This is a genomic window from Citrobacter sp. Ce119, assembly GCF_030334525.1.
GTDB lineage: Bacteria > Pseudomonadota > Gammaproteobacteria > Enterobacterales > Enterobacteriaceae > Citrobacter > Citrobacter europaeus.
This window is the reverse complement of sequence record NZ_JAOWDR010000045.1, coordinates 25012-47346: the sequence shown is the minus strand read 5'-3', so window position 1 is coordinate 47346 and position 22335 is coordinate 25012. Positions and strand designations below refer to the sequence as shown.

General features: G+C 53.5%; 22 protein-coding genes. 16 read left to right on the top strand and 6 right to left on the bottom strand.

Annotation, left to right across the window (positions count from 1 at the left end):
- The first annotated feature begins 147 nt into the window (after window positions 1-147).
- The 15 genes from aroK (at window position 148) to OGV80_RS06770 (ending at window position 14191) form a co-directional block, all read left to right on the top strand.
- On the top strand, window positions 148-669 hold the full coding sequence (gene aroK / locus OGV80_RS06840; protein WP_003023552.1) for a shikimate kinase AroK: 522 nt from the start codon (window positions 148-150) through the stop codon (window positions 667-669).
- 57 nt (window positions 670-726) lie between these two features.
- Window positions 727-1815 carry a 3-dehydroquinate synthase gene (gene aroB, locus OGV80_RS06835; protein ID WP_043018570.1) on the top strand — a complete coding sequence of 363 codons (1089 nt, stop codon included), beginning with the start codon at window positions 727-729 and terminating at the stop codon, window positions 1813-1815.
- 96 nt (window positions 1816-1911) lie between these two features.
- Window positions 1912-3210 carry a cell division protein DamX gene (damX, locus tag OGV80_RS06830; protein WP_286514246.1) on the top strand — a complete coding sequence of 433 codons (1299 nt, stop codon included), beginning with the start codon at window positions 1912-1914 and terminating at the stop codon, window positions 3208-3210.
- Between the two features lie 117 nt (window positions 3211-3327).
- The gene (dam, locus tag OGV80_RS06825; protein ID WP_043018568.1) at window positions 3328-4164 is read left to right on the top strand and encodes an adenine-specific DNA-methyltransferase; all 837 of its coding nucleotides are present in this window, start codon (window positions 3328-3330) and stop codon (window positions 4162-4164) included.
- 17 nt (window positions 4165-4181) lie between these two features.
- Window positions 4182-4859, top strand: a complete 678-nt coding sequence (gene rpe / locus OGV80_RS06820) for a ribulose-phosphate 3-epimerase (protein WP_003023561.1) — start codon at window positions 4182-4184, stop codon at window positions 4857-4859.
- The gene (gph, locus tag OGV80_RS06815) at window positions 4852-5610 is read left to right on the top strand and encodes a phosphoglycolate phosphatase (RefSeq protein WP_047408202.1); all 759 of its coding nucleotides are present in this window, start codon (window positions 4852-4854) and stop codon (window positions 5608-5610) included. The genes rpe and gph overlap by 8 nt, the downstream gene beginning before the upstream one ends.
- Window positions 5603-6607, top strand: a complete 1005-nt coding sequence (gene trpS / locus OGV80_RS06810) for a tryptophan--tRNA ligase (protein ID WP_043018566.1) — start codon at window positions 5603-5605, stop codon at window positions 6605-6607. Before gph ends, trpS begins: the two co-directional genes overlap by 8 nt.
- 165 nt (window positions 6608-6772) lie before the next feature.
- Complete coding sequence (gene yhfZ, locus OGV80_RS06805) at window positions 6773-7678, top strand: GntR family transcriptional regulator YhfZ (protein ID WP_043018565.1); 906 nt, start codon at window positions 6773-6775, stop codon at window positions 7676-7678.
- A 15-nt stretch (window positions 7679-7693) separates the two neighbouring features.
- A complete protein-coding gene (locus OGV80_RS06800; protein ID WP_003847975.1) occupies window positions 7694-8056 on the top strand; it encodes a hypothetical protein in 363 nt (120 codons plus the stop codon).
- A gap of 82 nt (window positions 8057-8138) precedes the next feature.
- Window positions 8139-9302, top strand: a complete 1164-nt coding sequence (locus tag OGV80_RS06795) for a YhfX family PLP-dependent enzyme (RefSeq protein ID WP_087051952.1) — start codon at window positions 8139-8141, stop codon at window positions 9300-9302.
- Window positions 9302-10528 (top strand): phosphopentomutase, encoded by a 1227-nt coding sequence (locus tag OGV80_RS06790; protein WP_087051953.1) that lies wholly within the window; start codon window positions 9302-9304, stop codon window positions 10526-10528. The genes OGV80_RS06795 and OGV80_RS06790 overlap by 1 nt, the downstream gene beginning before the upstream one ends.
- Window positions 10525-11403, top strand: a complete 879-nt coding sequence (locus OGV80_RS06785; protein ID WP_043018562.1) for a phosphotriesterase-related protein — start codon at window positions 10525-10527, stop codon at window positions 11401-11403. The genes OGV80_RS06790 and OGV80_RS06785 overlap by 4 nt, the downstream gene beginning before the upstream one ends.
- Window positions 11404-11413: 10 nt before the next feature.
- On the top strand, window positions 11414-11767 hold the full coding sequence (locus OGV80_RS06780) for a DUF2620 domain-containing protein (protein WP_087051954.1): 354 nt from the start codon (window positions 11414-11416) through the stop codon (window positions 11765-11767).
- An 11-nt stretch (window positions 11768-11778) separates the two neighbouring features.
- Window positions 11779-13083: a YhfT family protein gene (locus tag OGV80_RS06775; protein WP_286514241.1), complete on the top strand. Its 1305-nt coding sequence runs from the start codon at window positions 11779-11781 to the stop codon at window positions 13081-13083.
- A gap of 13 nt (window positions 13084-13096) precedes the next feature.
- On the top strand, window positions 13097-14191 hold the full coding sequence (locus OGV80_RS06770) for an aminotransferase class I/II-fold pyridoxal phosphate-dependent enzyme (protein ID WP_087051955.1): 1095 nt from the start codon (window positions 13097-13099) through the stop codon (window positions 14189-14191).
- Window positions 14192-14260: 69 nt separating this feature from the next.
- Here OGV80_RS06770 and OGV80_RS06765 read toward each other — a convergent pair whose 3' ends face one another.
- The 6 genes from OGV80_RS06765 to tsgA all read right to left on the bottom strand — a co-directional run bounded on the left by OGV80_RS06765 (window position 14261) and on the right by tsgA (window position 21398).
- Window positions 14261-14431 (bottom strand): YhfL family protein, encoded by a 171-nt coding sequence (locus OGV80_RS06765; RefSeq protein ID WP_003827690.1) that lies wholly within the window; start codon window positions 14429-14431, stop codon window positions 14261-14263.
- Between the two features lie 269 nt (window positions 14432-14700).
- On the bottom strand, window positions 14701-16074 hold the full coding sequence (cysG, locus tag OGV80_RS06760) for a siroheme synthase CysG (RefSeq protein WP_043018559.1): 1374 nt from the start codon (window positions 16072-16074) through the stop codon (window positions 14701-14703).
- Between the two features lie 11 nt (window positions 16075-16085).
- Window positions 16086-16895, bottom strand: a complete 810-nt coding sequence (gene nirC / locus OGV80_RS06755; RefSeq protein WP_043018835.1) for a nitrite transporter NirC — start codon at window positions 16893-16895, stop codon at window positions 16086-16088.
- A gap of 183 nt (window positions 16896-17078) precedes the next feature.
- The gene (gene nirD, locus OGV80_RS06750; protein WP_043018558.1) at window positions 17079-17405 is read right to left on the bottom strand and encodes a nitrite reductase small subunit NirD; all 327 of its coding nucleotides are present in this window, start codon (window positions 17403-17405) and stop codon (window positions 17079-17081) included.
- Window positions 17402-19945, bottom strand: a complete 2544-nt coding sequence (nirB, locus tag OGV80_RS06745) for an NADPH-nitrite reductase large subunit (RefSeq protein WP_043018557.1) — start codon at window positions 19943-19945, stop codon at window positions 17402-17404. Before nirB ends, nirD begins: the two co-directional genes overlap by 4 nt.
- A 271-nt stretch (window positions 19946-20216) precedes the next feature.
- Entirely contained in the window at window positions 20217-21398 is a 1182-nt protein-coding gene (gene tsgA / locus OGV80_RS06740; protein WP_043018556.1) for an MFS transporter TsgA, read from the bottom strand.
- 264 nt (window positions 21399-21662) lie between these two features.
- Here tsgA and ppiA point away from each other — a divergent pair, with 264 nt between their 5' ends.
- Complete coding sequence (ppiA, locus tag OGV80_RS06735) at window positions 21663-22235, top strand: peptidylprolyl isomerase A (RefSeq protein ID WP_003023595.1); 573 nt, start codon at window positions 21663-21665, stop codon at window positions 22233-22235.
- Window positions 22236-22335 lie beyond the last annotated feature (100 nt).

Below are 22335 nucleotides of genomic sequence, written 5' to 3'. Positions count from 1 at the left end.
ATTCAGTTGCCAAACCCGCTTGAGTATTGAGATAATTTTCAGTCTGACTCTCGCAATATCTTATGAGGTTTCAGTTCATGTCCTGCTGCGCTGGGTGTCTGCGAAGCGGGTTTATCATTAACGAATAGTCTTAGTAGTACCGAAAAAATGGCAGAGAAACGCAATATCTTTCTGGTTGGGCCTATGGGTGCCGGAAAAAGCACTATTGGGCGCCAGTTAGCTCAACAACTCAATATGGAATTTTACGATTCTGATCAAGAGATTGAGAAACGAACCGGAGCTGATGTGGGCTGGGTCTTCGATGTAGAAGGTGAAGACGGCTTCCGTGATCGCGAAGAAAAAGTCATCAACGAGTTGACGGAAAAACAGGGTATTGTGCTGGCAACTGGCGGTGGCTCTGTAAAATCACGTGAAACACGTAACCGTCTCTCCGCGCGTGGCGTCGTGGTCTATCTTGAAACGACAATTGAAAAACAACTTGCGCGTACTCAACGCGACAAGAAACGCCCGCTGCTGCAGGTAGAATCACCGCCTCGTGAAGTTCTGGAAGCGTTGGCTGACGAACGCAATCCTCTGTACGAAGAGATTGCTGACGTGACCATTCGCACCGACGATCAGAGCGCAAAAGTCGTAGCAAACCAGATTATTCATATGTTGGAAAGCAACTAATTCTGGCTGAATACACACTCGTCTGCGGGTACAAGTAACTAAGGTGGATGTCGCGTAATGGAGAGGATCACAGTCACTCTCGGGGAACGTAGTTACCCTATCACCATCGCGGCTGGTTTGTTCAATGAGCCAGCTTCATTCTTACCGCTGAAATCGGGCGATCAGGTTATGTTGGTGACCAACGAAACCCTGGCTCCCCTTTATCTCGATAAGGTTCGCGGCGTACTTGAACAGGCGGGTGTTAACGTTGATAGCGTTATCCTTCCCGATGGCGAGCAGTATAAAAGCCTGACGGTTCTGGATACGGTTTTCACCGCGTTACTGCAAAAACCGCACGGTCGTGATACCACGTTAGTCGCACTTGGCGGCGGCGTGATTGGCGATCTGACCGGTTTTGCGGCAGCCAGTTATCAGCGTGGTGTGCGTTTTATTCAAGTCCCGACAACCCTGTTGTCACAGGTCGACTCCTCCGTTGGCGGCAAAACCGCCGTAAACCATCCCCTCGGTAAAAACATGATTGGCGCGTTTTACCAACCGGCCTCCGTGGTGGTGGATCTCGATTGTCTGAAAACGCTTCCTGCGCGTGAGCTGGCATCGGGGCTGGCGGAAGTAATCAAATACGGCATCATTCTTGACGGTGAATTTTTCAGCTGGCTGGAAGACAATCTGGATGCGTTACTGCGTCTGGACGGCCCGGCGATGGCGTACTGTATTCGCCGTTGTTGTGAGCTGAAAGCAGAAGTTGTCGCAGCAGACGAGCGCGAAATGGGCTTACGTGCTTTACTGAATCTGGGACACACGTTTGGCCATGCGATCGAAGCTGAAATGGGTTATGGCAATTGGTTACATGGTGAAGCAGTCGCAGCAGGTATGGTAATGGCTGCTCGTACGTCAGAACGCCTTGGGCAGTTTACCTCCGCAGATACGCAGCGCATCATTACGCTACTGCAGCGAGCGGGCTTACCGGTTAATGGGCCGCGTGAGATGTCTGTTGAAGCTTATCTGCCGCATATGCTGCGAGATAAAAAAGTGTTAGCGGGAGAGATTCGTTTAGTGCTTCCGCGGGCCATAGGGAAGAGTGAAGTGCGCGGCGGAGTGTCGCACGAGGTGGTTCTTAACGCTATTGCTGATTGCCAGCAGGCGTAACAACAAGAAAGGTCTGGCTTACGTTGCAAAACGTAGGTCTTTTAGCTTCAGGTTATGTGCAAAGTCGTAAGCATTAACCTTTGAGTGGGGTGTTAAATGGATGAATTCAAACCAGAAGACGAGCTGAAACCCGATCCCAGCGATCGTCGTACTGGTCGTTCTCGTCAATCGTCTGAACGCGATAATGAGCCGCAAATCAATTTTGATGATGTTGATCTGGATGCTGACGATCGCCGTCCTGCGCGCACGCGTAAAGAGCGTGAAGAAGAGCGGGACATTGAAGAAGAGTATGAATCTGATGACGATGGCGTGGATGAAGAGCGTGTAGAACGTCGTCCGCGCAAGCGTAAGAAAGCCGCCAGTAAGCCTGCCTCTCGTCAGTATATGATGATGGGTGTCGGTGTTCTGGTGCTGTTGCTGCTGATCATCGGTATCGGTTCTGCGCTGAAAGCCCCCTCATCCTCTTCCAGTGAGCCTACTGCATCTGGCGAGAAGAGCATCGATCTTTCTGGCAGCAACGCGACGGATCAGGCGGGTACGACTACGCCTGCAACGGGCGCTGAGCAGACCGCTGGCAATACCCAGCAGGATGTTTCCCTGCCGCCGATTTCCTCAACCCCAACTCAAGGTCAGACGCCTGCGGCAACTGAAGGCCAGCAGCGTGTTGAAGTGCAGGGCGATCTGAACAACGCTCTGACGCAGCCGCAAGGTCAGGAGCAGGTTAACAACGTCGTGGTTAACTCTACGCTGCCGACCGAGCCTGCGACCGTTGCGCCGATGCGTAATGGTAATGCTGCGCGCCAGACTGCGAAAACGGAAACGACTGAACGTCCTGTGGCTACGCATCAGGAACGTAAACAGGCCGTCATTGAACCGAAGAGCAAACCGCAAACTACGGTGAAAGCGACGCCGACAGAGCCGAAACCTGTTGCTCAGGCAAAACCAACCGCAACTGCGCCGACGACCACAACCAAAGCACCTGTGGTTACCGCTACGCCGAAGGCGACGGCTGAGCCGAAAGCAACCGCGACTACCACGCCTGCTCAGACCGCAACGCCTGCGCCAACCGCAACAGCGTCAACGCCTGTTGCCGGCGGAGCGAAAAGTGCAGGAAATGTTGGAGCGTTAAAATCTGCGCCGTCCAGTCATTACACGCTGCAGCTCAGCAGTTCTTCTAACTACGACAACCTGAACGGTTGGGCGAAGAAAGAAAACCTGAAGAACTACGTGGTGTATCAGACGACGCGCAACGGTCAACCGTGGTATGTTCTGGTGACGGGCGTGTATGCGTCTAAAGAAGATGCTAAACGTGCAGTGTCTACGTTACCCGCCGATATTCAGGCGAAAAACCCGTGGGCAAAACCGCTGCACCAGGTTCAGGCCGATTTGAAGTAAGATAGGATATGTTCTGCAATGGTTTGCTGTTTCGCCCAATTGCGGGACAAAGACTAAAGCGCAGGATGCTGTCGGAGCTTTCTCCACAGCCGGAGAAGGTGTAATTAGTTAGTCAGCATGAAAAAAAATCGCGCTTTTTTGAAATGGGCAGGGGGAAAATACCCCCTGCTTGATGATATCAAACGGCATTTACCTAAGGGTGAATGCCTGATTGAACCTTTCGTGGGTGCCGGGTCGGTGTTTCTTAACACCGACTTTTCTCGTTATATTCTTGCCGATATCAACAGCGACCTCATCAGTCTCTATAACATCGTGAAGACGCGTACCGATGAGTATGTGCAGGCTTCACGTGAGCTGTTTATGCCTGAAACCAATCAGGCTGAGGTGTACTATCGGTTCAGAGAAGAATTTAATGCCAGCCAGGACCCCTTCCGCCGTGCAGTGCTGTTCTTGTATCTGAACCGCTTCGGTTACAACGGATTGTGTCGCTATAACCTGCGCGGCGAGTTTAACGTGCCGTTTGGTCGTTATAAAAAACCGTATTTCCCGGAAGCCGAGTTGTACCATTTTGCTGAAAAAGCGCAGAATGCGGAGTTTCATTGCCTCTCCTATGAAGAGTGCATGGATCGTGCGGATAGCAACTCTGTGGTCTATTGTGACCCGCCTTATGCACCGCTTTCGGCGACGGCAAATTTCACCGCGTATCATACCAACAGCTTCAGCCCAAAAGAGCAGGCGCATCTGGCCGAAATGGCAGAAAAGCTGGTCAGTAAGCAGATCCCGGTGTTAATTTCGAATCATGACACGCCCGATACCCGTGAGTGGTACCGATCGGCGAAACATTTTCAGGTCAAAGTGCGGCGCAGCATTAGCAGCAATGGCGGCACGCGTAAAAAGGTGAACGAACTGCTGGCACTGTATAAACCAGGAGTTGTAACGCCTGCGAAGAAATAATTCTCAAGGAGAAGCGGATGAAACAGTATTTGATCGCCCCCTCAATTCTGTCGGCTGATTTTGCCCGCCTGGGTGAGGACACCGCGAGAGCGCTGACTGCCGGTGCCGACGTTGTGCACTTCGACGTCATGGACAATCACTACGTACCGAATCTGACCATCGGACCGATGGTCCTGAAATCGCTGCGTAAATATGGCATCACCGCCCCGATTGATGTTCACCTGATGGTGAAACCGGTCGATCGTATTGTCCCGGACTTCGCCGCCGCTGGCGCCAGCATCATTACTTTTCATCCGGAAGCCTCCGAGCATGTCGATCGCACTTTACAGCTGATCAAAGAGCATGGTTGTAAAGCGGGCCTGGTGTTCAACCCGGCAACGCCGCTGAGCTATCTGGATTACGTCATGGACAAGCTCGACGTGATCCTGCTGATGTCCGTTAACCCAGGCTTTGGCGGGCAGTCCTTCATTCCGCAAACATTGGATAAGCTGCGCGAAGTGCGTCGCCGCATTGATGAATCTGGCTATGACATTCGTCTGGAAGTGGACGGCGGCGTCAAAGTGAACAACATTGGTGAAATCGCCGCGGCAGGCGCAGATATGTTTGTCGCAGGCTCAGCTATTTTCGACCAACCAGATTACAAAAAAGTCATTGATGAAATGCGCAATGAACTGGCGAAGGTAAGTCATGGATAAGTTTCAGGATATTCGGGGCGCTGCATTTGACCTCGACGGCACGCTGGTCGACAGCGCGCCGGGATTAGCCGCTGCGGTGGATATGGCGCTGTATGCGCTGGAACTGCCGGTTGCCGGTGAAGAACGTGTTATCACCTGGATTGGTAACGGTGCAGATGTACTGATGGAGCGCGCGCTGGCGTGGTCTCGTCAGGAGCGCGCAACTTTACGCAAAACGATGGGTAAACCCCCCGTTGATGATGATATTCCCGCCGAGGAACAGGTGCGTATTTTGCGTAAGCTGTTCGACAGATACTACGGCGATGTCGCAGAAGAGGGAACATTCCTGTTCCCTGATGTTGCCGATACGCTGGGCGCGCTGCATGCGAAAGGATTGCCGCTGGGTCTGGTGACCAATAAACCGACTCCGTTTGTCGCGCCATTGCTCGAGGCGTTGGATATCGCCAAATACTTTAGCGTGGTCATCGGTGGTGACGACGTGCAGAATAAAAAACCGCATCCGGATCCGCTGCTGTTGGTGGCAAGCAAGCTTGGCATCAAGCCCGAGCAAATGCTCTTCGTAGGGGATTCACGCAATGATATTCAGGCGGCAAAAGCTGCTGGCTGTCCGTCCGTTGGCCTGACCTATGGCTACAACTACGGCGAGTCGATCGCGCTGAGCCAGCCCGACGTTATTTACGACCGTATTAATGAACTACTGCCCGCTCTCGGGCTTCCGCATAGCGAAAATCAGGAATTAAAAAATGACTAAGCCCATCGTTTTTAGTGGCGCACAGCCCTCAGGTGAATTGACCATTGGCAACTATATGGGTGCGCTGCGTCAGTGGGTGAGCATGCAGGATGACTACCATTGCATCTACTGCATCGTAGACCAACATGCCATCACCGTTCGTCAGGATGCTCAGCAACTGCGTAAAGCAACGCTGGATACGCTGGCGTTGTATCTGGCATGCGGAATCGATCCTGAAAAAAGCACCATTTTCGTGCAGTCTCACGTACCGGAACATGCCCAGCTAGGTTGGGCGCTGAACTGCTACACCTACTTCGGCGAACTGAGCCGTATGACCCAGTTCAAAGACAAATCCGCGCGCTATGCGGAGAACATCAACGCCGGTCTGTTTGATTATCCGGTGCTGATGGCGGCAGACATCCTGCTGTATCAGACCAACCAGGTACCGGTTGGCGAAGATCAGAAACAGCATCTGGAACTGAGCCGCGATATTGCCCAGCGCTTTAACGCCCTGTATGGCGACATCTTCAAAGTGCCTGAGCCGTTCATTCCTAAATCCGGTGCGCGCGTGATGTCGCTACTGGAGCCGACGAAGAAAATGTCCAAGTCGGATGACAACCGCAACAACGTGATCGGCCTGCTGGAAGATCCGAAATCCGTGGTTAAGAAAATCAAACGAGCGATGACCGACTCCGAAGAGCCGCCGGTTGTTCGCTACGACGTGCAGAACAAAGCAGGTGTTTCCAACCTGCTGGATATCCTCTCTGCCGTCACTGGCCAGAGCATTCCGGAGCTGGAACAGCACTTCGAAGGCAAAATGTATGGTCATCTGAAAGGTGAAGTCGCAGAAGCCGTTTCCGGCATGCTGACCGAGCTTCAGGCGCGGTATCACCGTTTCCGTAACGATGAAGCTTTCCTGCAGAAAGTGATGAAAGACGGTGCGGAGAAAGCCAGCGCCCGCGCGTCTGTTACGCTGAAAGCCGTTTACGAAGCGATTGGTTTTGTGGCCAAGCCGTAATGCGCTCTGCGTTGTTGAAGAAACCGGGTTACGCCCGGTTTTTTTTCGCCTGTTCGTTGGTAAATCTCAAAAAATGTGAGGCGCCTCGCCGTTTGCACATTTCCTCATTGCGTTATATCTTCACTTTAATGAAGATATAAATATTCACTTTACTGAAAATATAAAATGCGTCGGACATTTATCAAGAAAGAGGGGGTTGTGCTGACAACCCTGGCCCGTTACCTGCTCGGTGAGAAGTGCGGTAACAGACTGAAAACTATCGATGAACTGGCTGCCGAGTGTCACTCATCGGTAGGGTTAACCCAGGCCGCGTTGAAAACGCTGGAATCCTCCGGGGCGATCCGTATTGAGCGCCGCGGGCGTAACGGTAGCTATCTGGTGGAGATGGATAACCGTACGCTGCTAAAGCATGTGGATATTAATAACGTGGTCTGCGCGATGCCGCTGCCCTACACCCGTTTATATGAAGGACTGGCGAGTGGGCTTAAGGCTCAATTCGATGGGATCCCGTTTTATTACGCACACATGCGTGGGGCTGATATTCGCGTGGAATGCCTGCTGAACGGCGTCTATGACATGGCGGTAGTTTCCCGCCTGGCGGCGGAAAGTTACCTTGCCCAGGATGGATTGCGCATTACGTTGGCGCTGGGACCGCATACCTACGTCGGCGAGCATCAGCTGATTTGTCGCAAGGGCGAATCCGCAGATGTAAAACGTGTCGGGCTCGATAACCGTTCGGCGGATCAGAAAATCATGACCGAGGCCTGTTTTGGCGACCGTGACGTTGAATTGATCGATATGCCTTATCACGAAAGCTTGCAGCGTATCGCGAGAGGGGATGTGGATGCGGTTATCTGGAACGTGGTTGCAGAGGCCGAGTTGGCGGTACTGGGATTAGAAGCCACGCCGCTCACCAACGATCCGCGATTTCTGCAGGCCACGGAGGCGGTAGTGCTGACCCGGGCGGAGGATTATCCGATGCAACAGCTACTACGAGCGGTCGTCAATAAAGAGGCGCTGCTTGCCCACCAACAGCGTGTGGCGAACGGTGAACAGGAACCCAGTTATTAAGTGAAGGCGAACGATATGGAAAACAGGCTTAACCTGCTGTGTGAAGCGGGCGTTATCGACAAGGATATTTGTAGCGGCATGCTGCAGGTGGTCAGGCGGCTGGATGAAGAGTGGTGTTTACCGGTTTATAGCGAGCAAGGGACCATGGCGATGACCCATATGGCGAGCGCGTTAATGCGCAGTCGCCAGGGCGAAGTGATTGAAGCGCTGGATGGTGAGCTGTTGGAGGAGTTGGCGCAATCTCATCTGTGGCCAACTATTTTATTGGTACATCAGGCGCTGCTGAAAGAGTTCACGGTGACGCCGCACGCGAATGAAGAAGGCTATATGTTGGCTAACCTGTACGGATTGTGGATGGCGGCGAACGAAGGCGTCTGAAATCAATGGGCAATGAGCTTATTGCACCCTAAATATTCAAAAAAATGAATATTTAACTGAAGGATTAGAACGAGGCAGAGAAATGTTTATAGATGCATTGAAACGCCAGAACCCCGCACTTATCTCGGCCGCTATCGCGTTGTGGCAGCAAGGGAAGATCGCGCCTGACAGTTGGGTCATTGATGTTGATCAGGTCATGGAGAATGGCAAACGCCTGCTGGATGTCGCCAGGCAACATGGCATCTCGCTATATCTGATGACCAAACAGGTAGGACGTAACCCGTGGCTGGCAGAGAAGCTGTTACAGCTTGGCTATGAAGGCATCGTGGTTGTCGATTACAAGGAGAGCCGCGTCATGCGCCGCGCCGGGTTACCGGTTGCGCATCAGGGACATCTGGTGCAGATCCCGTCGCGGCTGGTCAATGAGGCAGTGGCGCAAGGCACTGAGGTCATCACATTGTTCTCGCTGGAGAAAGCGCGCGAAGTTTCGGCTGCGGCGGTGAAGGCCGGCTGTGAACAGAACGTGATGCTGAAGGTGTATGACAAGGATGATTTTCTCTATCCGGGGCAGGAAAGCGGATTTCCGCTGAAGTATCTGACGGATGTGGTCAATGAAATCGGCAGCCTGCCGGGCCTGCGTCTGTGCGGGTTAACCCATTTCCCCTGCCTGTTATGGGATGAAAAATCAGCGCAGACGATGCCGACGCCTAATCTGCACACGCTGGTGAGCGCCCGACGTCAGTTGGCGGAAGCCGGGATTGCCATTGAGCAACTTAATGCGCCGTCAGCCAGTAGCTGCGCGTCACTTCCCCTGTTGGCGGAATATGGTGTCACCCATGCTGAGCCGGGTCATGCGCTGACCGGCACCATTCCTTGTAACCAAAAAGGCGACCAGCCGGAACGCATTGCGATGCTGTGGTTAAGCGAGGTTTCACACACGTTTCGTGGGGACAGTTATTGCTATGGCGGGGGCTATTACCGTCGTGGTCACGCGCAAAACGCGCTGGTCTTTACGCCGGAAAATGACGCCCCAATAGCCGCAAAGCTTAAACCCGTCGACGACAGCAGCATTGACTACTACCTGCCTGTAGCCGGCGAATTTCCGGTGAGTAGCGCGGTGATCTTCTGTTTTCGCACCCAGATCTTCGTGACGCGTAGCGACGTGGTGCTGGTGTCGGGCATTCAGCGCGGCGCGGCTGAAATCGTCGCGCGTTACGACAGTCTCGGCAATATTCTGGAGGACTAATGGCTCGATTCGTCGTGTTGGTGATCGACAGTTTTGGTGTTGGCGCAATGAAAGACGTCACGCTGGTCAGGCCGCAGGATGCGGGAGCGAATACCTGCGGCCATATCCTGGGCGAACTCCCGCAGTTACGGTTGCCAACCATGGAAAAGTTGGGGCTGATTAACGCTCTGGGCTTTACGCCTGGCGTGATGAAACCTTCAGCATCGGCGGTTTGGGGCGTTGCAGAGCTGCAGCATGAAGGGGGAGATACCTTTATGGGCCATCAGGAGATTTTAGGCACACGACCTCAGGCTCCGCTGCGGATGCCATTTAGCGACGTCATCAATGGCGTTGAGCAAGCGCTGAAAGCCGCGGGCTGGCAGGTGGAACGCCGCGGCGGCGATCTGGCGTTTCTTTGGGTCAACAATGCGGTCGCAGTGGGCGATAACCTCGAAGCGGATTTAGGTCAGGTCTACAACATTACCGCCAATCTTGCCGTTATCCCATTTGATGAGGTGCTAAAAATAGGCCGTGTGGTGCGTGAGCAGGTTCAGGTCGGGCGCGTGATCGCGTTTGGCGGTCAGCTTAAAGACAGCCAGCGCATTCTGGATGCAGCCGAGACCAAAGAAGGACGCTTTATCGGCATTAACGCTCCACGTTCCGGCGCCTATGAAAATGGCTTCCAGGTCAGGCATATGGGTTTTGGCGTAGATGAGCAGGTACAGGTGCCGCAAAAACTGCATGACGTCGGAATCCCTACCGTGCTGGTCGGTAAAGTGGCGGACATCGTTGCCAATCCGCACGGGCGCAGCTGGCAAAACCTGGTGGATAGCCAGCAGATCATGGATATCACGCTTAACGAATTTAACGCTGAGCCGACGGTATTTATCTGTACCAACATTCAGGAAACCGATCTTGCCGGGCACGCTGAAGACGTAGCGCGGTATGCCGAACGGTTGCAGCTTGTCGATCTTAATCTTTCACGCCTTTTGGCCGCTATGGATCCAAGTGACTGTCTGGTGGTCATGGCCGATCACGGCAACGATCCGACCATCGGTCACAGCCATCATACCCGGGAAGTTGTGCCGGTACTGGTGTATCAACAGGGGCTGGAGCCTGCGCAATTAGGCATCCGGGCGACGTTATCCGATGTTGGCGCGACGGTGTGTGAATTTTTCGGCGCGGCGGCGCCACAAAATGGCTGCTCTTTTCTCTCGGCATTGCGCCTTACAGGAGACACCTTATGAACTTTGATCCGACGGGCTATACCTGGGTCCACGAACATCTGCATATCGATCTCTCTGGGTTCAAAAATAACCTCGACTGCCGGTTAGATCAGTACGATCTGATTTGTCAGGAGATGAAGGATCTCCGGGCGTCAGGCGTCAGCAATATTATTGAGATGACCAACCGCTATATGGGGCGTAATCCACAATTCATGCTCGACCTGATGCGCGATACCGGTATCAACGTCATGGCCTGCACTGGCTATTACCAGGATGCGTTTTTCCCTGAACATGTCGCGGCTCGCAGCGTGGAACAGCTCGCGCAGGAGATGGTCGATGAGATAGTCATCGGTATTGATGGTACTGAATTGAAGGCCGGAATTATTGCGGAAATTGGCTCCAGCGAAGGGGTGATTACGCCGCTTGAAGAGAAGGTGTTTATCGCCGCGGCGCGGGCGCACATCGAAACCGGACGTCCCATCTCCACCCACACCTCGTTTAGCACCATGGGCCTGGAACAGCTGGTGTTGCTGCAGGCGCACGGCGTTGACCTTTCTCGCGTAACCGTTGGTCACTGCGACCTGAAAGATAATCTCGACAATATCTTACGCATGATCGATCTCGGCGCGTATGTGCAGTTCGATACCATCGGTAAAAACAACTATTACCCGGACGAGAAACGCATTGGCATGCTCCATGCGCTGCGCAATCGCGGGCTGCTTGATCGCGTGATGCTTTCCATGGACATTACCCGCCGCTCGCATTTAAAAGCCAATGGCGGCAATGGCTACGACTATCTGTTAACCACTTTTATCCCACAGTTGCGCCAGTCAGGATTCAGCCAGGCCGATGTGGACACGATGTTACGTGATAACCCCTCAAAATTTTTCCAATAAGGACAGAATCATGAAAAAGATTGGCGTTGCTGGCTTACAGCGTGAGCAGATTAAAAAGACCATTGAAACCGCAGCTCCGGGTTGCTTTGAAGTATCCATTCATAACGACATGGAAGCGGCGATGAAAGTGAAATCCGGACTGCTGGATTACTACATCGGCGCTTGTAACACCGGCGCGGGCGCGGCGCTGTCGATTGCCATCGCGGTGATTGGCTACAACAAAAGCTGCACTATCGCCAGGCCGGGTATTAAGGCGAAAGACGAACATATCGCAAAAATGGTTGCGGAAGGGAAAGTGGCTTTTGGTCTCTCCGTCGAACATGTTGAACATGCGATTCCGATGCTGGTTAACCATTTGAAATAAAAGGCATGACTATGGATCTGTATATTCAGATTGTGGTGGTGGCCTGCCTGACCGGCATGACGTCACTTCTGGCACATCGCTCGGCGGCCGTCTTTCATGACGGTATCCGCCCGATTCTGCCGCAGCTGATCGAGGGGTACATGAATCGCCGTGAGGCGGGGAGTATCGCGTTTGGTCTGAGTATCGGCTTTGTGGCGTCGGTGGGGATCTCATTTACCCTGAAAACCGGCTTGCTCAACGCCTGGCTGCTGTTCCTGCCGACGGATATTCTCGGCGTGCTGGCGATGAACAGCCTACTGGCGTTCGGTCTGGGCGCTATCTGGGGCGTATTGATTCTGACCTGCCTGCTGCCGGTGAACCATCTGCTCACGGCGCTGCCGGTTGATGTACTGGGTAGCCTCGGTGAACTGAGTTCTCCGGTGGTTTCCGCATTCGCACTCTTCCCGCTGGTGGCGATTTTCTATCAGTTTGGCTGGAAGCACAGCATTATCGCGGCGGTGGTGGTACTGATGACCCGCGTGGTGTTGGTGCGTTACTTCCCACACCTGAACCCGGAATCAATTGAGATTTTTGTGGGGATGATGATGCTGCTGGCGATCGCCATTACGCATGATATTCGCCACCGCGGCGATGACGAGATGGATGCCAGCGGGCTATCGGTCTTTGAAGAACGAACCTCGCGGATTATTAAAAACCTGCCGTATATCGCCATTGTCGGCGCGTTGATTGCCGCCGTCGCCAGTATGAAGATTTTCGCCGGCAGCGAGGTTTCAATTTTTACGCTGGAAAAAGCGTATTCGGCTGGGATTTCGCCGGAGCAGTCGCAGACGCTGGTGAATCAGGCGGCCCTGGCGGAGTTTATGCGCGGGCTGGGTTTTGTACCGATGATTGCGACAACCGCGCTGGCGACGGGCGTGTATGCGGTAGCGGGTTTTACCTTCGTGTTCTCCGTAGGTTACCTGGCGCCGAACCCGTGGATAGCGGCAATCCTTGGCGCTATCGTGATTTCAGCGGAAGTGTTACTGCTGCGCTCTATTGGCAAATGGCTGGGGCGTTATCCGTCAGTGCGTAACGCATCGGACAATATTCGTAATGCGATGAATATGCTGATGGAAATGGCGCTGCTGGTAGGCTCGATTTTTGCCGCCATCAAGATGGCAGGCTACACCGGTTTCTCAATTGCGGTAGCGATTTACTTCCTCAACGAATCGATAGGGCGTCCGGTTCAGAAGATGGCGGCTCCGGTCGTAGCGGTAATGATAACCGGTATTGTGCTGAATATTCTCTACTGGTTTGGTCTGTTTGTTCCGGCTTGAGGAGGCGTAAAACATGAAGACGTTCCCTCTGCAAAGCCTGACGCTTGCGCAGGCACAGCAAAAGCAGTTTGCGCTGGTGGATACGCTTTGCCGTCACTTTCCTGGCGCTGATTTTCTGGCCGGTGGTGATATAGGGCTGGCCCCGGGGCTGAATCAGCCTCGGGTGACGCAACGCGTGGAAAAGGTGCTGGCCGAGGCGTTTCACGCTGAGGCCGCAGCGTTGGTTCAGGGCGCAGGCACCGGGGCTATTCGCGCCGGGCTGGCTGCGCTGCTCAAACCCGGCCAGCGACTGTTAGTTCACGATGCGCCTGTGTATCCTACAACCCAGGTGCTCGTCGAGCAGATGGGCATTACCCTGGTGAGGGCGGATTTTAACTGCCTCCCGGCAATCACCCAGGCGATTACGCAGCATCGTCCTGACGCCGCGCTGGTGCAGCATACGCGTCAGCAACCGCAGGATTGTTACGTGTTAGCCGAGGTGCTGGCGGAAATCGCGCGGTGCGGCGTACCGACGTTAACCGATGACAACTACGCGGTGATGAAAGTTGACGGTATTGGCTGTGAATTTGGGGCGACGCTGTCTACTTTTTCGTGCTTTAAACTCTTCGGCCCGGAGGGCGTCGGGGCGGTGGTCGGCAAGGCGGAAGCTATCGCGAAAATCCGCGCGACGCTTTATTCCGGCGGCAGCCAGATTCAGGGGGCGCAGGCGCTGGAGGTGCTTCGTGGTCTGGTTTTCGCGCCGGTGATGCATGCGGTACAGGCTGGCGTTGCTGAACGGTTGCTGACGATGCTTAATAGCGGAGCGCTACCCGAGGTGAAAAAGGCCGTCATCGCCAATGCCCAGTCGAAGGTGCTGATCGTGGAGTTTCATCAGCCGATTGCCGCCCGCGTGCTGAAAGCGGCGCAAGAGAGAGGCGCGCTGCCATACCCGGTGGGAGCTGAGTCGAAGTATGAGATCCCTCCGCTGTTCTATCGCCTTTCGGGGACGTTTCGCGAAGCGAATCCGTTGCTGGGTGATTATGCGATTCGTATTAATCCAAACCGAAGTGGAGAACAGACCGTGCTACGTATTCTGCGCGAGAGCGTGAGTGCGATAGCATGTGAATGAGCATCTAATCTATAAATGCAAAAAACCGGGAAATTCCCGGTTTTTTTTGTATCTGCGCAATCGCTTTTATTACTGGTTTGCAGCCGGACCACAGCCACCAATAATTTTAGAAATTGAAATCGCTGGATGCAGGAAGTAATCGTAGCTGCAGTTATTTTTTGTATTTTCGATATGGCCAGTACACGCGGTCAGCGTAGCCAGAACACCAGCAACGAGGGTGATTTTTGCAAATTTCAGCATGTTAAAATCCTTGTAAGATATCTATTTTTAAATGGATGAAATCCATTTCTCGGCGGTTAGGATATCAACTAAAATAAACTTTAAGTAGTCCGGATAAGGACATAATAAGCTTTATATAATTAATGAATTAGATTGCTGGATGCTTATATTTTAATTAATGATTAATAGTCGGATTATTGAGGAGAGTATATAGCGCGGTTCGTTTTTTATTTATTTCTGCTGGGGGATAAATAGATGCCCTGAATATCAGGGCATCTTCAGAAACTATATTAATGGTTCGAGAACCAGTTCAGCTTATCGCGAAGGCCTACCACACGACCGACGATAATCAGCGCCGGGCTTTCAACCTGCTGCGCCAGTTCGCCGAGCTGCGTCAGTACCCCGTTGACGACGCGTTGCTTCACAGAAGTACCGTTTTCTACCAACGCGACAGTCATATCGGGCTGCATACCAAATTCGATCAGTTTTTCCTGAATGGTGGCCGCCTGGTTCAGACCCATGTAGAACACCAGCGTCTGTTTCTCTGCCGCCAGGTTTTCCCAGTCCAGCTCTCCGCCGGTTTTCAGGTGTCCGGTAACCAGACGTACGCTCTGGGCGTAATCACGATGGGTCAGCGGAATGCCGGAATAGGCGGAACACCCGGAAGCAGCGGTAATACCCGGCACAACGGAGAATGGAATACCGGCGTGGCACAGGGTTTCCAGCTCTTCGCCGCCGCGGCCAAAGATGAACGGATCGCCACCTTTCAGTCTCACGACGCGTTTACCCTGTTGCGCTTCACGCAGCAGGATCTGGTTAATCTCTTCCTGCGGTACGCAGTGGTAGCCCGCGCGTTTACCGACGAAGACCCGGTCCGCATCGCGGCGTACAAGGTTCATGATGTCGTCGGACACCAGACGGTCATAGACCACGACATCTGCTTGCTGGATCTGCTGTAGTCCTTTCAACGTCAGCAGCCCGGCATCGCCAGGACCGGCGCCAACCAGCACCACTTCCCCGCGATGATCCAACGGTTCGCTAAGCAACTGCTCGGTGGTTTCCTCGACGGCTTTCTGGTCACTGTTCGCCAGCGACTGCGCCAGGCGGTCATTCACGAACAATTTTTCCCAGAAGCGACGACGCTCTCCCATGCTGGCAAACTGTTGCTTCACTCGGGAACGCAACTTGCCGGCATACTGCGCGACCTGGCCCAGATGCTGAGGCAATACGGATTCAAGTCTTTCACGCAGTAGACGGGCAAGCACCGGCGATGTCCCGCCGGAGGAGACCGCCACCATCAGCGGCGAGCGGTCGATAATGGAGGGCATGATAAAACTGGCTGCTTTTGGCGCATCGACCACGTTGCAGAAAATACGGCGTGATTCTGCGGCGGTACTGACGCTTTGGTTGACGGTATCGTCATCGGTGGCGGCGATAGCCAGCCAGCAGGCGTCGAGCAGAGACTCATCGAATGGCCCTTCAACCAGCGTCAGCATGCCTTCATCTGCCCATACTTTGAACTGCGGAATAAACGCCAGCGCATTAACCGTTAAACGTGCGCCCGCTTCCAGCAGTAAGCGCGCTTTGCGTTCTGCGACATCACCACCGCCGACGATCAAGCAGTCGCGGTCACGTAGTTGACAAAATATAGGCAAATGATCCACGACATTACCCCTTAATTATTGGCAGCAGCCTCTGGCTGGTTGATTTTTGCCGGAACAGGACGCTCCGATTTTGGCGTAGCATACCAATAACCCAATCCCATGAATACGACACCGGACAAAGTATTACCGAGTGTCACCCACAGCAGGTTATGACCAATTCCTGACAGGGTATAAGCTTCGCTGTGGTGACCGAACCAGGAGAGGGCAAACAGCGTCATGTTGGCAACCGAGTGCTCGTAGCCGGAAGCAATAAACGCCAGCAGACACCACCAGATAGCGAGGAATTTTGCCGCGCCTTCGGTACGGATTGCCATCCAGATTGCCAGACAAACCAACCAGTTACACAGCGCGCCTTTGAAGAACAGCACCGTTGCAGGCGCGGTCGTTTTCGCCAGCGCAACCGAATGGACGATGCTGGTATCAACCGGCAGCAGGCTGCCGCCGCCCCAGCTGTAAAGCAGGGCGACAAACACGGAGCCGACCAGGTTACCCAGCCAGGTTTGCGGCAGGATAGCCCACATCTGGCCGTGGCTGATGGTACCCGCTTTGACGCCGAGCGTCAGGAACATGGTGTGACCGGTAAACAATTCCGAACCGGCGATAATGACCAGCGTTAAAGCGATGCCAAAGGTTGCCCCCATCACCAGAGGACGTACGGACGGGTCGAGCAGATTGCCGAGGGTGAAAATAAGGATGATGCCGAGACCGACATAAGCCCCTGCCATTGCCGAACTGACCCAGAATCCGAGCGGATTATTAGCCGACAGGCGTGCGATGCGCGCAGCGTTAGCCGCACACTTATTGATAGTGTCAGTAAACATTTGATTATCCTTGAAGTACAAAAAATAAAAAAAATCGTAACCGTAGGCCGGATAAGGCATTTATGCCGCCATCCGGCAATGTGCTTTTGCAATTGCCTGATGGCGCTACGCTTATCAGGCCTACCAATAAAAGACCTGCAAATACGTCAAAAAAGGGGAGGCGTTGCGCCTCCCAAAAATTTATTAACCGCGCAGTTGTACCGTGCCGTCTTTCACTCGCGCTTCGTAATGTTTCACGGAGAACTGTTCGTCTTCCATGCACAGGCCGTCGCTTAAACGAAAGCGCTGTTTTTTCAGCGGGCTGGCGACCCACAGTTCGCCCTGATGTTCAGCAATCAGCCCACGAGAAAGTACGCTGGACTCAAAGAACGGGTCGATGTTGCTGATCGCAAACACCTGGTCGCTGTGATACGGGCGGAAAATCGCAACTTGCTCACTACCTAACAGGGCGCAGACGCCTGTTGCAGGCAGAATGTCATCGATTTTGCAGATGTTTTGCCACTGGCTCATGCGTTTTCCTCCACCAGAGTCACCGGAATACGCTCATAAGGCGTGGCCGGACGATGTTGTTCACGTTCAGGCACAACCTGGACATTTGGATCGCGTTTTTCGCTGTTGATAAAGTGTTTGAAGCGAACCTGCGCGGATGGGGTGTTAACCGTTTCTGTCCATTCGCAGACCACCGCTTCACGCAGACGGGTCATCTCTTCTTCCAGGTGCTGGTTCAGACCCAGCTTGTCGTCGATGATGACAGATTTCAGATACTCGATACCGCCTTCCAGATTGTCTAACCACGGTGCGGTACGGGTCAGTTTGTCGGCGGTACGGATGTAGAACATCATGAAACGGTCAAGGTACTTGAGCAGCGTGTCGCGATCGATATCCGCCGCCAGCAGATCCGCATGACGAGGTTTCATCCCGCCGTTACCGCAAACGTACAGGTTCCAGCCTTTCTCTGTGGCGATGATACCCACGTCTTTACCCTGAGCCTCCGCACATTCACGGGTACAGCCGGAGACGCCGAATTTCATTTTGTGCGGGGTACGAATGCCTTTGTAGCGATTTTCCAGTTCTACGCCGAAGCCGACGCTATCGCCGACGCCGTAACGGCACCAGGTGCTGCCCACGCAGGTTTTTGCCATACGCAGCGCTTTGGCGTACGCGTGGCCGGTTTCAAAGCCCGCTTCAATCAGCTGACGCCAGATTTCCGGCAGGTCGTCTTTTTGCGCGCCGAACAGGCCGATACGCTGAGAACCGGTGATTTTGGTGTACAGGTTAAATTCACGCGCGATACGGCCCACGGCCACCAGCCCTTCAGGGGTAATCTCACCACCCGCAGAGCGCGGGATCACGGAGTAGGTACCGTCTTTCTGGATGTTCGCCAGGAAGTTGTCGTTGGTGTCCTGCAGAGGCGTGTGCTGCGGTTTGAGGATGTACTCATTCCAGCAGGAAGCCAGCAGAGAACCGACGGTCGGCTTACACACTTCACAGCCGTAGCCTTTCCCGTGTTTTGCCAGTAACTCTTCGAAGGTTTTGATGCCTTCTACGCGGATGAGATGGAACAGTTCCTGACGTGAGTACGGGAAGTGTTCGCACAGGTTGTTGTTAACTTCGATACCCTGTTTCGCCAGTTCGGCGTTCAGGACCTGCGTTACCAGCGGGATACACCCGCCACAGCCGGTACCGGCTTTGGTTTCAGCTTTCAGCGCTGCAACGGTGTGGCAGCCTTTGTTGATAGCGGCAATCAGCATGCCTTTGGTGACATCGAAGCAGGAGCAAATCTGCGCGCTGTCCGGCAGTTTATCGACACCGATAGACGGCTTACCGCTACCCGCGTGTGCTGGCAGAATCAGTGAATCCGGGTTTTCCGGCAGTTCGATGGCGTTCAGCACCAGCTGCAGCAGGTTGCCGTAATCGCTGGTGTCGCCGACTAAAACTGCGCCGAGCAGGGTTTTGTTATCTTCGCTAACGATCAGGCGTTTGTAGACTTCTTTGCTTTCGTCGAGATAGACGTAGCTACGGGCACCCGGCGTACGCGCATGTGCGTCGCCAATCCCGCCGACGTCAACGCCGAGCAGCTTCAGCTTGGCGCTCAGATCCGCGCCTTCAAAGGCGTTTTCGGTTTCGAGAATATGGTCAACGGCAACCTGCGCCATTTTGTAGCCTGGAGCGACCAGACCATACACGCGGTTGTTCCAGCTGGCGCATTCGCCGATGGCATAGATATCCGGGTCAGAAGTCTGGCAGGTGTCGTTAATCACGATACCACCGCGCGGAGCGACGTCCAGGCCGCATTGGGTGGCCAGTTTGTCGCGTGGACGAATACCGGTAGAGAAGACGATGAAATCGACTTCCAGTTCGCTACCGTCGGCAAAACGCATGGTTTTGCGCGCTTCGGTGCCTTCCTGGACGATCTCTTTGGTGTTTTTGCTGGTGTGCACGCGCACGCCCATGCTTTCAATTTTGCGACGTAACTGCTCGCCACCCATATGATCCAGCTGTTCAGCCATCAGCATTGGGGCGAATTCAATCACGTGGGTTTCAACGCCGAGGCTTTTCAGCGCGCCGGCGGCTTCCAGGCCCAGCAGGCCACCCCCGACGACGGCGCCGCGTTTGCTCCGGCGTGCGCAAGACTCAATGGCGTTGAGGTCTTCGATGGTACGGTAAACGAAGCAGTCCTGGGTTTCCGAACCTTTAATCGGCGGGATCCACGGGTAAGAGCCCGTCGCCATGATCAACTTATCGTAATAGACCGTACGACCCGCGCTGGAGTGGATCACCTTCTCCTGGCGGTTGATGGTAATTGCGCGCTCGCCCACTAACACCTTAACGCCGTGCTTCTCGTAGAATCCTTCACGCACCAGAGAAAGCTCTTCGGCGGTGTGGTGGGAGAAGTAGGAGGACAGGTGTACACGGTCGTACGCTTTGCGGGGTTCTTCACAGAAGACGGTAATATCAAAATTGGCAGCGTCGGATTTATCAAGAAGATCCTCAATAAAGCGATGGCCGACCATACCATTACCGATAATAGCGAGTCTGACTTTGCTCATTTTTGCCTCGATTTCTTTTCTATTACTGCCTACCTTAACGATTCAGCAACCCCGCTTATTGATGCAAATCAAATTCGCCTTTATATACTCCTTAAGAGGTATATAACTGATTTGTCAGCATTTTTATAAGTAACGGAATTAACTGACTTTTCGTGTTTGTATAAAAAGCATACAATTTAAGGGGCTTTTGTAAGAATTGGCCTACATGACCAGTGAAAGGCAGATGGAGTGAGAATGTGCCGGATAGCGCAGATACCATCCGGCAGTGAGATTAATGCGTTGCTGGCACGTTATGTTGGCGATGGCGCGTGACGAACCCAAGGATGAAGCACATCACGAATACTACGGCATACAAGCCGTTGGCCGTCTGTAATGCTGCCAGCGGTCCGCTGTGCGCCACGATAGGGCCGGTTACCACGAAAGTGAGCATAGTACCAATGGTGCCGCAGGTCAGAACGAAGTTAACCAGTTTAGGTGATGCGACCTTCGTCTGCTGGGAGCCGAGAGTAATAATGGTGGTATAAATCGCGCTGGAGAAGAAGCCCAGTGTCAGAATAAACCACGGCATATGCTCCGGCGTACCGGTGATGAACAGATACATCAGGACGGTGGCCAAACCCGCCAGTACGGTCAGGATGCGCTGCAAATCGAAGAAACGCAGGATAAAGCTAAACGCCCACATGCCAACCATGTAAGACATCCAGAAGTCGCTGACCAGTTTACCTGCGTCGTTCAGGCTCATGCCAAGGCTTTTGGCGTATTCCGGCACCCAGGAGATAAAGCCCAACTGACCGAGGATGTAGCACAGTGCGGCGATCGCCAGGAACAGCACGCCAATACCCCATTTTTCTTTCACTACCGGCGCGTCCGGTTGCTGCGCGTGTTTGCCCAGCGCCGGGAATTCGCAGCCGAAGGTCAGCAGGAAAATGGCGACGTATACCAGGCCGATACAGGCATAGACCCAATACCATTCGATGCTGCGCGCTAACAGGAACGCGGCCACCATCGGGAAAATCATGCCAGCCATGCTGAAGAAGGAGTCAGTAAACAGCAGACGAGAACCGCGCTGGCGGCCTTCGTACATCTGAGTCACCAGAAACGTACCAATCGACATGGTGATACCGCTCACCAGACCCAGTACAAACATGGCGGCTGAGAACAAGGCCAGGCTATGGCTGAGCATCAGTCCGGCGACCGCCAGAACCATCAGGATAAAGCCAAAGCGCAATTGGGTTTTCAGGGGCACAATTTCCATCAGCCAGGCATTCAGGAAGATAGAGATCAGAATGCCGGCATTCAGAAAGGTGAAGGTGTTACTCATACTGGAAACGGGCAAATGGAAGTACTCTGCGATGTTTCCCATCACCATCCCGGTGACAATTACCAACGCGCCTGTCAGGGCGTAGGAGAGAAAGCTAATCCATGTGAGCTTGATGCGATTGCTGTTAGTCATGACTGGCCTGTATAGAAGTGGGAGGCGCATTGACTGCGCCGTGAGCGGGCAGATTTTAGGCGTTTTAGTGATGCATTTAAATGTTTATTGGCAATTACCAGCTCCGTTACATTTTTTTATGTGATCTAGATCGCATTGAGTCTTGGGGCTATAAGGTTACATTTGTTTCAAGTACGTAAAATTAAGTAAAGGGATGGCCTTGTCCTTGAAGGCTCTTTAGAATCAATTCACTTGCTTCATTTCTGCTCTTGTTAAGGAATTCTCATGCTCAAATCGACTCTGGCGGCTGTTGCAGCTGTTCTCGCTCTTTCTGCTCTTTCTCCCGCAGCACTGGCAGCAAAAGGTGACCCGCATGTCCTGCTGACAACCTCTGCCGGTAACATTGAGCTGGAGCTGAACAGTCAGAAAGCCCCGGTTTCAGTGCAAAACTTTGTCGATTATGTCAACAGCGGTTTCTATAACAACACTACGTTCCACCGCGTGATCCCTGGCTTCATGGTGCAGGGCGGCGGTTTTACCGAGCAGATGCAGCAGAAGAAACCTAACCCGCCAATCAAGAATGAAGCCGATAACGGACTGCGTAACACCCGCGGCACGATTGCTATGGCGCGTACAGCGGATAAAGACAGCGCGACCAGCCAGTTCTTTATCAACATTGCGGACAATGCGTTCCTCGATCACGGCCAGCGCGACTTTGGCTACGCTGTCTTCGGTAAAGTTGTGAAAGGTATGGATGTCGCGGATAAGATCTCTCAGGTACAGACCCATGATGTCGGTCCTTACCAGAATGTTCCGTCAAAACCGATTGTTATCCTGTCTGCTAAAGTCCTGCCATAACCGTATTTTGCGCGGGCAGTTCTCGCCCGCGTTCTCTCCCTTCTCTGCGTAACCCGAAATTGCTGCTTATACTTGTGGCAAGTGTCGGCTCATTCAGGGA

Excerpts from the sequence above, each read along its gene's own strand:
- OGV80_RS06785 (WP_043018562.1), top strand. The coding sequence starts at position 10,525 with ATGAACTTTGATCCGACGGGCTATACCTGGGTCCACGAACATCTGCAT.
- OGV80_RS06775 (WP_286514241.1), top strand. The coding sequence starts at position 11,779 with ATGGATCTGTATATTCAGATTGTGGTGGTGGCCTGCCTGACCGGCATG.
- OGV80_RS06795 (WP_087051952.1), top strand. The coding sequence starts at position 8,139 with ATGTTTATAGATGCATTGAAACGCCAGAACCCCGCACTTATCTCGGCC.
- tsgA (WP_043018556.1), bottom strand. The coding sequence starts at position 21,398 with ATGACTAACAGCAATCGCATCAAGCTCACATGGATTAGCTTTCTCTCC.
- aroB (WP_043018570.1), top strand. The coding sequence starts at position 727 with ATGGAGAGGATCACAGTCACTCTCGGGGAACGTAGTTACCCTATCACC.
- yhfZ (WP_043018565.1), top strand. The coding sequence starts at position 6,773 with ATGCGTCGGACATTTATCAAGAAAGAGGGGGTTGTGCTGACAACCCTG.
- OGV80_RS06790 (WP_087051953.1), top strand. The coding sequence starts at position 9,302 with ATGGCTCGATTCGTCGTGTTGGTGATCGACAGTTTTGGTGTTGGCGCA.
- nirB (WP_043018557.1), bottom strand. The coding sequence starts at position 19,945 with ATGAGCAAAGTCAGACTCGCTATTATCGGTAATGGTATGGTCGGCCAT.
- aroK (WP_003023552.1), top strand. The coding sequence starts at position 148 with ATGGCAGAGAAACGCAATATCTTTCTGGTTGGGCCTATGGGTGCCGGA.
- nirD (WP_043018558.1), bottom strand. The coding sequence starts at position 17,405 with ATGAGCCAGTGGCAAAACATCTGCAAAATCGATGACATTCTGCCTGCA.
- OGV80_RS06800 (WP_003847975.1), top strand. The coding sequence starts at position 7,694 with ATGGAAAACAGGCTTAACCTGCTGTGTGAAGCGGGCGTTATCGACAAG.
- damX (WP_286514246.1), top strand. The coding sequence starts at position 1,912 with ATGGATGAATTCAAACCAGAAGACGAGCTGAAACCCGATCCCAGCGAT.
- nirC (WP_043018835.1), bottom strand. The coding sequence starts at position 16,895 with ATGTTTACTGACACTATCAATAAGTGTGCGGCTAACGCTGCGCGCATC.
- ppiA (WP_003023595.1), top strand. The coding sequence starts at position 21,663 with ATGCTCAAATCGACTCTGGCGGCTGTTGCAGCTGTTCTCGCTCTTTCT.
- OGV80_RS06770 (WP_087051955.1), top strand. The coding sequence starts at position 13,097 with ATGAAGACGTTCCCTCTGCAAAGCCTGACGCTTGCGCAGGCACAGCAA.
- OGV80_RS06780 (WP_087051954.1), top strand. The coding sequence starts at position 11,414 with ATGAAAAAGATTGGCGTTGCTGGCTTACAGCGTGAGCAGATTAAAAAG.
- dam (WP_043018568.1), top strand. The coding sequence starts at position 3,328 with ATGAAAAAAAATCGCGCTTTTTTGAAATGGGCAGGGGGAAAATACCCC.
- rpe (WP_003023561.1), top strand. The coding sequence starts at position 4,182 with ATGAAACAGTATTTGATCGCCCCCTCAATTCTGTCGGCTGATTTTGCC.
- trpS (WP_043018566.1), top strand. The coding sequence starts at position 5,603 with ATGACTAAGCCCATCGTTTTTAGTGGCGCACAGCCCTCAGGTGAATTG.
- gph (WP_047408202.1), top strand. The coding sequence starts at position 4,852 with ATGGATAAGTTTCAGGATATTCGGGGCGCTGCATTTGACCTCGACGGC.
- OGV80_RS06765 (WP_003827690.1), bottom strand. The coding sequence starts at position 14,431 with ATGCTGAAATTTGCAAAAATCACCCTCGTTGCTGGTGTTCTGGCTACG.